The 10,229-nt window shown below is 48.9% G+C and carries 8 protein-coding genes; 7 read left to right on the top strand and 1 reads right to left on the bottom strand.

The features are described from left to right. The 6 genes from AACR93_RS21360 to AACR93_RS21335 all read left to right on the top strand — a co-directional run. Positions 1–611 (top strand): TnsA endonuclease N-terminal domain-containing protein (locus tag AACR93_RS21360; RefSeq protein WP_043849838.1); only part of this gene is annotated, 611 nt, incomplete at its 5' end. A gap of 10 nt (positions 612–621) precedes the next feature. After that, complete coding sequence (locus tag AACR93_RS21355; protein WP_231556886.1) at positions 622–2,790, top strand: transposase; 2,169 nt, start codon at positions 622–624, stop codon at positions 2,788–2,790. Next, entirely contained in the window at positions 2,787–4,235 is a 1,449-nt protein-coding gene (locus tag AACR93_RS21350; protein WP_024946121.1) for an ATP-binding protein, read from the top strand. Before AACR93_RS21355 ends, AACR93_RS21350 begins: the two co-directional genes overlap by 4 nt. Further along, a complete protein-coding gene (locus tag AACR93_RS21345; RefSeq protein ID WP_024946122.1) occupies positions 4,232–5,191 on the top strand; it encodes a TniQ family protein in 960 nt (319 codons plus the stop codon). The genes AACR93_RS21350 and AACR93_RS21345 overlap by 4 nt, the downstream gene beginning before the upstream one ends. Positions 5,192–5,195: 4 nt before the next feature. Then, entirely contained in the window at positions 5,196–6,812 is a 1,617-nt protein-coding gene (locus AACR93_RS21340) for a TnsD family Tn7-like transposition protein (protein WP_042862987.1), read from the top strand. A 54-nt stretch (positions 6,813–6,866) separates the two neighbouring features. After that, a complete protein-coding gene (locus AACR93_RS21335; protein WP_024946124.1) occupies positions 6,867–7,166 on the top strand; it encodes a hypothetical protein in 300 nt (99 codons plus the stop codon). A 148-nt stretch (positions 7,167–7,314) separates the two neighbouring features. On the opposite strand, the gene AACR93_RS21330 is transcribed toward AACR93_RS21335, so the two are convergent. After that, the gene (locus tag AACR93_RS21330; RefSeq protein WP_080630556.1) at positions 7,315–7,758 is read right to left on the bottom strand and encodes an antitoxin Xre/MbcA/ParS toxin-binding domain-containing protein; all 444 of its coding nucleotides are present in this window, start codon (positions 7,756–7,758) and stop codon (positions 7,315–7,317) included. A 251-nt stretch (positions 7,759–8,009) separates the two neighbouring features. Between AACR93_RS21330 and zorA1 the strand changes: the two genes are divergently transcribed. Further along, positions 8,010–10,223 (top strand): type I Zorya anti-phage system protein ZorA1, encoded by a 2,214-nt coding sequence (gene zorA1, locus AACR93_RS21325; RefSeq protein ID WP_043849833.1) that lies wholly within the window; start codon positions 8,010–8,012, stop codon positions 10,221–10,223. The last annotated feature ends 6 nt before the right edge of the window (positions 10,224–10,229 follow it).

Raw genomic sequence — 10,229 nt, 5'->3', positions numbered from 1 at the left:
TTCGGAACAGCTATTTAGAAATTGCTGCCTCTCTGAACGTTGTCCATCCAGGTAATTATAAAGAACGAGGTAATCATGGTGGCCGCATCCCAGCCAAAACTATGACTCAGGATTTTGTCATTATTCGGCAAACGGAGGCAGGGAAGCATATATTGAGTCCATATAGCTTCAAATATTCTGATGCGCTGGATCCAGAAATAACATCCCCCCGTGTTGTTAATCGTACATTGGCAAAAGAGCGAATTTCCCTTGAGTATTGGCGTACTCAAAATATTGATCATGTGTTGATAACAGAGAAGAGTTTTGACGCCACCATTATTTACAATTTAGAGTTTCTACGAGAATGTTTTGATGAGGCTGAACTGATTCAGGTTTCGGCAGAATTTTATGCCAATGTTATTGTTCGGTTTAGGCACCACATGATAGCAACCCCTTTATCCACGCTGCTGATGTTAATTCATCAGGTAGCCTATGAACTTAATATTGATAAATTTCAGGTGCAGTGTTTGTTCCAGCACGCGGTTTATACCGGTCGTTTGAATATCGATTTGACACAACGAATCGAGTTATACCGTCCTCTGTCAGTAATACGGAGGTCTAATGCGGGTTAACCAAAAGATCGTGTCTGATACCAAAAATAGTTCCGAGCTGCTGATCATTGATATCTGCTGGGATACAATGCGGCTAGCTGTAACTGAATTGCTACTCGTTTCACCGAAACGGCCATTTACCTTGTCGCTTGACGAAGTTGAAAATGATATTTCTCAAGGGCGTAGACATATAGCAGATCATGATTTTCCAAAAATCATCTATGAAGCAGATAATAACTTAAATCCAAGCTGGATAAAAAAACGTGATGAAGGACTTGCTACGCTTGAACCCCTAATAAGCGATCATGAACTGAGGCATCGTTATCTATATGGTGACTCAAGCGGGATTTTGAAACTACTCATTGATCGTTCAGGAAAAAGTAAAAAGTATGTCACTAGTCAATTGAATCGCTACTTCCGATGTGGTGGCATTCCAAATGCGCTATTACCTAATTACTTCGCATGTGGCAAAAATCACCAGTTGCCTACTACATACCTGGAGCTGGAAAAGGGGAAAGTTTGTCTTGCATCAAAACGAGGGCGCGAAACGCTTTATGGTAAATCTTACCGTGGCATTACCCAACAAGACATTAAAAATATAGTATTCTTCTCCAAGAAAATCCGCTCGGGGACAGAAGTCCAGCTTTCTCGGTTGTATTTGGATTTTTGTATGGAGTATGCTTCGACAGAGTTGCGCCCGATGGGAGCCCCGGACGAGGATATTGCTGAACCGTTCAAAATGTTACTACCCAGAAATTATCTTATTTCTCCCAAATCATTCAAGCGCCAGCTTACTAAATATGTTGATCAGTTGACGTTTTTGAAAAAACGGGTAGGTAGTATAAATTATGATCGAGATTACGCCGGCAAGCCCGGGCTCGCGAGAGCGGGACTCCGAGGACCGGCATCGCGCTACGAAATTGATAGTACTATTGCAGATATATATATTCGATATTCCTACAGCAAAGATGAACTAGTCAGTATAGGACGACCTGTAATCTATAGTGTTGTTGATAGTTTCAGTGGAATGATTGTGGGAATTCATGTTGGTTTTGATAGTCCTTGTTGGCACGGTGCCAGTCAGGCATTATTTAATGCTATGAGTAATAAGGTCGAATTTTGTAGACAGTATGGCTATGAAATAGCTGAGTCTGATTGGCCCTGCCAGGAGGTTTGTCGTGAATTAACGTTAGACCGAGGTTCAGAGAATACTGATAGCAATATAGCTTCCCTCCTTCGCGGTCAAATTGGTATTACTGTAGGCAATTTTAATGCATATCATCGTGGTGATATGAAAGGCACGGTTGAGAAGAGTTTTGATATTATTCAGTCTCTAGCGATTCCCTTTGATTCTGGCAAGGTTGTAAAATCTCCAAAAAAAGAAGACCAACATGCATCCCGTAATTCTTTGTATACCTATGAACAGTTTATGGTTCGACTGATAAAATGTATCATATTTACCAACAATAACAGGGAAAGAGTCCTATCTCATAATTTTGAGATGTCGCGAGATGGTGTGGTTTTTACATCTCGTGGTGTTTGGGATTGGGGGATGGAGCAGGCGATATTGAAACCACGAGTTTCAACAAATCGCCTACGATACGCATTGTTGCCGGAAGCAGAGGCAACAGTTAGGTCTCAGGGAGTGTTCTTCAAAGGTTTATATTATAATTGTAATGAAATTGTACGTAGGGGCTATCTTGACCGAGCAAAAAATATTGGTCGTTTCAAAATAAAGGTTCGATATACCGATATCAGCACTAATCATATCTGGTATGGAGATGACGAAAGTGGAGAGCTCCTCCAACTGGATTTGACTGATCGTAGCGAAGCCTATAAAAATCAAATTTGGGCCAATGTCATGCGCCGTCAAGCGATTGTCAAAGAACAACTGGCTATTCTAGATGAAAGCAGATTTGATGCACGTGCATTATTGGAAATGGATTTAAAACAATGTGATGATGCGATTAGAGCAGAAAGTCGCCATCTTAAAAAATCCAATGCTAAAGGCATTCAGCCAGGGATGAAAACCCTCAAGCATATTGAGGCTGTACAGCAGCGACATAATGAAATGCAAGCCATTTATGCCGATCTCTCTGGGGTCGACAACCGGGATCAAATCCATCGGCCCAAATCGCTGCAATCTAAACAAAATTTGAATGATCCGACAGTAATATCCTTTCAGGAAGACGAACAATGAGCCAGCCAAATTATTATATGCATCCTAATCGACAGTATCGAGACAACCCATTAATTGAGGCGCTGGGTCAGCCATTAACAATGCAGCAGTTTTATGCACTCAGCGAGTTGCCTTTTATTAACAATGTTGATTTGACTGGTGTTGATGCATCACTTCATGGTTATTATATCCGAACCCTGATCGATCAATTGAATGATGTTTATGCCGTTCAAGACGAGGCATATCGTTTATATGATGTCATGCGACGCATGATTGAAGCGGGGTATGATAAACGCAATCCTCTGCGAACAGATATACGGCGGATACTGACGGCTATCGATAGAGACAAGACCAATCCCAATCAGGTTGCATATTTATCAAGCTTGGAACTCTATTCTGTATTGCAGAGTTATTTGTTGATTGGACTGAGTGGTCGTGGTAAATCATTTATGGTAAGGCGTATTCTGAAACTATTTGATCAAGTTATTGAACATTTCAATTATACCGACCACAAGGGGCAGGAGCATACGCTTGATCAATCTCAGGTAACGTATCTGTATGTAGAAATTCACGAGCGTCGTGGTCAAAAAGCGCTGCTGTTGAATATGCTGGAGGCGCTGGATGAGGTGACCGGACAAGCATATGCATATGAACACCGTAATAGGTCTGTTAATGAGTTAATTACCATAGTGCGCAAGCTTCTTATCGGTCATAGTGTTGGGTTGGTAGTCGTTGATGAGGCCCAAAATCTAGCCAAATCCTCCCGTAATGAAGTTTTAAGTATCAATGAAAAAACGTCGATAAAATTTGTCGAGGAATTGTTCAACAGAGTCGGTGTGCCGATCATGCTGGTAGGAACATTTGCAACGCTAGCATTATTTGAGCGTGAAACAACTATCGGTCGGCGAGTGACCAAAAATGGATCTATGTTATTGGCGAGTTGCGATTCTAATAGCTCATTTTGGAACCGCTTTATCCGCCTGCTATGCCAGACTCAATTACTAAAAAATCAATCAACATCGGTAGATATATTGTGTAGGCATATTCATTATCTGAGTGCGGGCATTCCGGCAATTGCCAGTAGCCTGGTTAGGGCCACGCTCGCCTATCTCACGTTCCTGGCACCTCAGGATCAAGATCTTTCGATAGCCGCGCTGGACTTAGTTTTTAATCGTGAATTTAGAGTGTTGACCCCGGCGTTAACTGCACTGAGAAAAGGTGATTACCACAAATTTGAGGATTTTGAGCCGATGCTGATGCTGGAGTCGGTGGCGAGTCATTCTGATGTCATGACACAGATAGCTCCGCCGCCCGCCATGAACCTGATTCAAGGGGAAGTCGAGCTGAGCGACAAACCCGTATCATCGCAGATTGAGGTACAGAAACGTAAAAAACTGGATCAGTTATCGCCGTCAGTATTGTTAGGACAACTCGGCTACAACCTAGATAAGGCGCAGCCGAAATGATCCTCCATCGTTTAGAGTTGCTGCCGGGCGAACATCTGGGAGCCGTGGCTGGTCGAATGCATGTGCTGAGCATCCATGGGACGTTCACCGCTACGGTAAAAGCGCTGGGTCTGGGTAGTCCACCTATTCGCCCCCAACGATTATCTCATGCCGATGACATGGCCCTCGATGCCATTTTTCGGGCGAAGGGGATAGCGCAGCCCTGGCAGACACATGGCTACGGCCATTATCTTACCCCGTTTTTAAGCCTGCCTGAGCAGGGTATGTTGATGTCTGCGTTGACGGGCCACACGCCGCTCCGGTTGAGGGTGACCGGTCAGAACAATGTACAGCATCGATACTGGCGTTGGTGTACAGACTGTATTGCCGAGGATCAGGATACTCAGGGCATGCCCTATTACCACCGCGACCATCAATTGCCAGGGGTGTTTCATTGCCATCGGCATCAACGTGGCCTATCCGGACGCTGTGTTGGCTGTGGTTTTGTAGCCATGGTGTTGTCGGCGCTGCCCATTCCTCCCTATGACAACCTCTGCCCGCACTGCGGCCACTGGATGGGGGGATACGATGGTCATTTTACCGAGCGGATGCGTGAAATCGAGTTGGCATCGCTGGCATTGGCCCAGTCGGGTTGCAGCCTCACTCTGTCAACGCTCACAGGTTATGTGAGAGAGGCTATGGGGATCTCGGGCGAGGCGATGCGCACGGTCAAGAGCATCAAAGCGATCAATGCGTGGTTTCAGCAGATGGACGCGCAGTGTGATCCCCTGGCGCTCACTGCGTATTTCACCAATTCAGAGGGGGACGGTCAGGGATGGCAATTACCTCCTCAGCTGCGTAATGCACGGGGCTACCATGAGCAGTCAGCCCGAGATCCGTTGCACCCCTTGGTCCACCTTCTCATGTTGCAGCATGCAGGCGTCGATCTGATGGGGCTCCTGAGGTCTGAGGGCTGACCTTGTGTTGGGCTCGGTAATCCCGGCGTACATCCCTGGTGAGTCGGCCTACAGTTGGGTCTCGCAGTATTTCGTGCAGTCGGCCTACAGTGACCGCAACCGCGTCTGTGACCGTTTGTTCCATCATCCGGCCATTCGTCTGCATCCGTCATTACCTGGTCATATTGAGGCAACGGCCCAGGCAGCGGGAGTGGATCCACAATACCTGCTGCACCATGGCACGGGTTTCCCGCTTTATGCCCTTACGTTGAGAGACAAGCTGCAAGTCGACACCCTGGCATCTGCGATGTTGGGTGAAGGGCAGGGGCTGATGGCCCTGTCAGGACAAGCGGCCAGCAAGCTGGCTTTTGGCGGTGTCTGCCTGAAATGGTGTCCCGCCTGCTTGCGAGAGGATGAACAGGACGTAGGATGTGGATATTGGCATACGGCGCATCAACTGTACGGGGTCACGGCCTGTACCAAGCATGCGCTGCGATTGCAAACTCTGGCGGCCAGTGCAGGAGGCATTGATCGGCAACTGCTTCTACCGGATCCCGAGATACCCTGTGAACAATCGCGTCCATCTGAACAGGAAATAAACCTTTCTACATATATCACCGCTCTGCATCGGTATCTGTGCGTCCAGTCGCCAACGGAGTCGCTAGCGGAGCTGTACCAGCGATGGCTCGGGCAACAGGGCTATCTGACGGCCCGAGGCCATCTGCGTAGCCAGCCCCTGTTGCAGGCCATGACGGAGTTCTGGCAGGGGTTGTTTGCCGATATAACGCCAATAGTGCCGCCGGGGCTGGCCAACTATCGATACGTCTCGGGGCTGGTGCACGGTGACCGCAGTCACCACTACCTGAAACATGTGATGCTGATGGCGTTTGTGAGTCGCAGCCCAGCGGAGTTCTTCTCCATCGAGGTGCAGCAGGTGTTGCCTGTGCCGCCAGCGCGTGACGCGCAAGCCGTCGAGCGAGCAGTGCTAAGGTGGTTGGCAGAGCCGCTCTCCATGCGTCAGGTCGCCCGCCAGACCGGTTACAGTGTCGGTTATATCAAGCAACTCGCGTTGCGACACAACCACCCCGTCGAACACCGAGCCCAGCGCATCACTGCGGCGGTGGCGCGGGGAATATGGCGGCAGGCGTTCATGGGGGTAAGCCGACAGCAGATCGCCCATTGCCATGGCGTCTCAGTCGGTGCGGTCGAAGCCATCATTCAGAGCCATCAGGGGTTGTCTGATTGGCGGCGGCATCTGGGCAGCGTGCGTAAGCTGCGTGAGCACCGAGATACATTGACGACATACCTGGCACAGCATGTCGATGCCAGTCGCGGTGGCATCGAACAGGCGTGCCGAACGGCATTCAGCTGGCTCTATCGGCATGATCGCTCCTGGCTGTATCAGCAGTTGCCCGCTCCCAAACAGTCTGTCTACCACCCCTCCGTGGATTGGGCACAACGTGACCGGGCACTGGTGGCCCAACTCGAACAGTTGGACGGGGAGGCAAGGTCACTGTCCGCGCTGGAGAGAGCGCTTGGCAGACCGGATTGGCTCAGGAAATACAAAGCTAGATTACCGCTCAGCTATGCGCTGGCTGTGCGACTTGTCGCTGCTTACGCAGCCCAGCATCCCAAACCCTGATGGCCACCGGTGATATCGGCACGGCTGTCAGGGGTCAACACGAGGAGTATTGCCATGAAAGTCGAAGCCATCTTCCCCACCACCCAAGTCGTCGATATTCTCTGCGATGTCTGTGGCAGCAGCACGACAACCACCATTGGTACGCAGGAGTTCGGCACGCTGGCTGCGCGCTGGGGGTATGGTTCGCAGCACGATGGTGAACGATATCAGGTACACCTATGTGAAGGCTGCTTTTTTGGGGCGCTGGCCAACCTGAGACAGGAGCATCGGTTGATGAATATGTTTTCGGATGATTATCAACCCGCAGACCCTGATCAATTTGGGAAAATTGAAGGCAATCGAGAGCTTATCTAACCACGATTTGAGTGGTTGTGTTGATCGGCTCATCAAGTGAGCCGATTGGTCGAGGTGATCGGCTCATCAAATGAGCCGATTGGTCGGGGTGATCGGCTCACCAAATGAGCCTATTGTTGGTGCTTTATGGTCACGTATGAACTGTTAATCAACAGGGGATGCCATGCCTAATCCGGCCGACAAGATCGATAACTGCCTGCGCTCCCATAGGCGTAGTAATCACATCGGCCGGTTTTTCACCACCTAATCCCCACGCAGAGCGGGTGAGCCATCTCATCGTTTTAGCAGTATCTCCCCGGTGTAGGGATATGGCTGCGTCCACTGCTAAGGCTGCCCAGTAAACGCGATCTCCCTGAGCTGTCGATAAGCGATTGCCCCGTTTGATTTGGCGATTCAGTGTGTCTCGGCTAATGCCAATCATCTGGCAAATTGTTCGGGTATTAGACCCCAATAGCTTGCTCAGTTTGACGACGATCTCAGGAGATACACCAGACACTATGTGCTGATGGGCGGCTAGCCAGTTACGTGGTAGACCGAGCGACTCCAGAACAGATAGATTGCTGGTTGGGGGAGATTGCTCTACATGAGTCATCATGAGTCTGCGCCTCCGTCTGGGGGTTGTTGATGGCAGCCCAATGCGAATCATCACTCAGGAGTTCATTGGGTCATCATCTAGTTTGGGGTATTCGTGAGCGGGTGACCACAAGAACGATAAATATATTAAATCCTTTTAAATCAGTCTCTTAAGTTGTTTGTGTCGATTGGGCCCAATTGCATGATTTCGATTAAAAAAGTGTTCATTGGAATTGGTATACTGCATCACTTCAAAATCGGGAGTGATGCATGAATTTCACCTTGTTGTTCGACTGGCTTAAGCACCTTGAGCCCAGCTCTGTCCCTACCATCGTGTTCTGTCTGGTAGTTTTGTTTTCCGCATTTTTTTGTGTGTTTTATCTTGGGCCATCATTTTTGGTGGCGAACAAGTTAAAGCAGGCTAGCAAGGGATTAGAAATACAGCATGAACTACCTGCTTCTGAAAAGTTAGAACAGGCTACAGCCATGTTTGCTGAGCCCAAATATCGGGCCATGAATCATGCATGGAAAGAATACGCTGACACTCTGCACAGACAGAGTGAATTGGTTGAGGGAGAGAGTCGATTAGTTGCTGTGCGAGCAACCTCCCTATCTGCCACTTTCTTCTCAGTGCCTAGTATTGTAGAGACGCCTCTCCGCACCGAGGTTTTCAAACACCTGCCAGGTGTACTGACAGGGTTAGGTATCGTAGGCACCTTCCTGGGTTTGATGTCGGGTTTGATGTCGGGTTTGATGCATTTTGATGTGTCGGATCCTGCCAAGGTTACCGAAAGTGTCTCTCGCTTGCTCAATGACGTGCTTTTTGCTTTTGTTGGGTCTTCGATCGCAATCTTTGCATCCATCGTAGTGACTGGATTGGAAAAATGGCGTTGGGGACGTTGCCTCCAGTTACTGGAAAAGTTGACCGAGTCCATTGATGAACTCTTCAAGGGTGGTGTGGGTGAGGAATATTTAGCTGACTTGGTTAAGGCCAGCAATGAAAGTGCAGTTAATGCACGACAACTGAAAGACAGCTTGGTCAGTGATCTACGCACCATGATGCAAAATCTGGTTGATACCCAGGTTCAGGAAAATCTCAAACTGGCCAATACCCTCTCAACCTCTTATCAAGAGGTTGGCACATCTTTGGCTACCCAGATCGGTCGCTCCATCGAAGATAGTCTTAAAGATCCCTTGGAAAAAATTGCTGGTTCAGTGAAGCAGGCAAGTGGCGATCAGTCAGGCCAAGTTCAGCATCTATTGACGGATGTACTGAGTGCCTTCATGAGCAAACTAGATGCATCTTTCGGTCAACAGTTCAGCGGTTTGCATGAAATGCTCGGTCAGTCAGTAACTGCAATGCAGTCCATGCAGCAAGGCTTTGTGGCATTGGTGGACGATATGCGGCGAGCTGGCGAGTCCTCTTCTCAGCAAAGTGCCACAGTCATCGCGCAACTGCTTACAGACATGCAGGCTGGTCAAGCCAGTATGCAGAATGGCATGAACGAGATGTTGTCAAAAATGCAGGCGGCGGTAGAGCGAATGGGAAGCTCGGGCGAGGATGCCAGTGAACGCATAGCTCACCAATTGGAGAGATTGTTTGCCGAGAGTGAGGCCCGTCAGCAACAGATAGCCGAACACCTGAATAGCTTTATTGAACAGAGCCAGCGGAGTATTGGCCAAGGGCAAGAAGAGGTCATGACCAACATGTCCACAAACTTGACTCAGCTGGGCTCACAACTTAATCAGATGTTCCAGACCTTTAACGCTAACCAAGAAGGAATGGATGCACAGCATCGCTTGGCACAGGCGGATATCAGGAATACAACTGAAACGGTTATTGGTGGGTTGGATAAGCAGCTTAGAGAGACGCTGCAATTGGTCGAGCAGCAGCGCAAAGAGGCACAGGAAGTCATTGACCTTCTTGGCTTGCAAACTAGAGAGCACTTGCAGCAAATGGCACAAGGGGCAGACAAGATGCGCCTTGCTGCGGATCGATTCGACACCGCGGGCAGCAGTGTGGTGCAAGCGGGTGAGACCACTGCCAAAGTATTGGGGTCGGTGCAGCAAGTCGGTGGAGAGCTGGCGGTAGCTTCCCGTGAGCTCACAACCATTATTGGTGAATACCGCAATCATCGAGAGTCTGCGGCCAAAGTTTTGGCCACCATCGAGTCCGTAGTCGCCGGAGCGCAGAGCGAACAAAGCCAGCGAGCACAACTAATTAACGATCTCAGGCAACACGGTGAGCGGATGCGTGACCTTAATCGTGAGGCCACAGAATATTTGGACCAGATTGGCAATGCCCTAGCGAAAGGGTTCAATGAGTTTGCCGATGGGTTGAATCGTAATCTGGTCAAGACCATGGGAAGTCTCGATAGTGAGCTAGACAAAGCGGTGAAGGGGCTTGCTAGTGGTATCGTTGATATGAAGGAAGGAATTGAGGATCTTTCCGAGTTGTTTGAGTCTATCAAGGTGCGGCGCTAAGGGGCT

The sequence above is a fragment of the Aeromonas sp. L_1B5_3 genome, from assembly GCF_963866575.1.
In the GTDB taxonomy this organism is placed as follows: Bacteria; Pseudomonadota; Gammaproteobacteria; order Enterobacterales; family Aeromonadaceae; genus Aeromonas; species Aeromonas jandaei.
The sequence above is the reverse complement of the archived record's forward strand: the minus strand, read 5'-3'. Positions and strand labels throughout refer to the sequence as shown.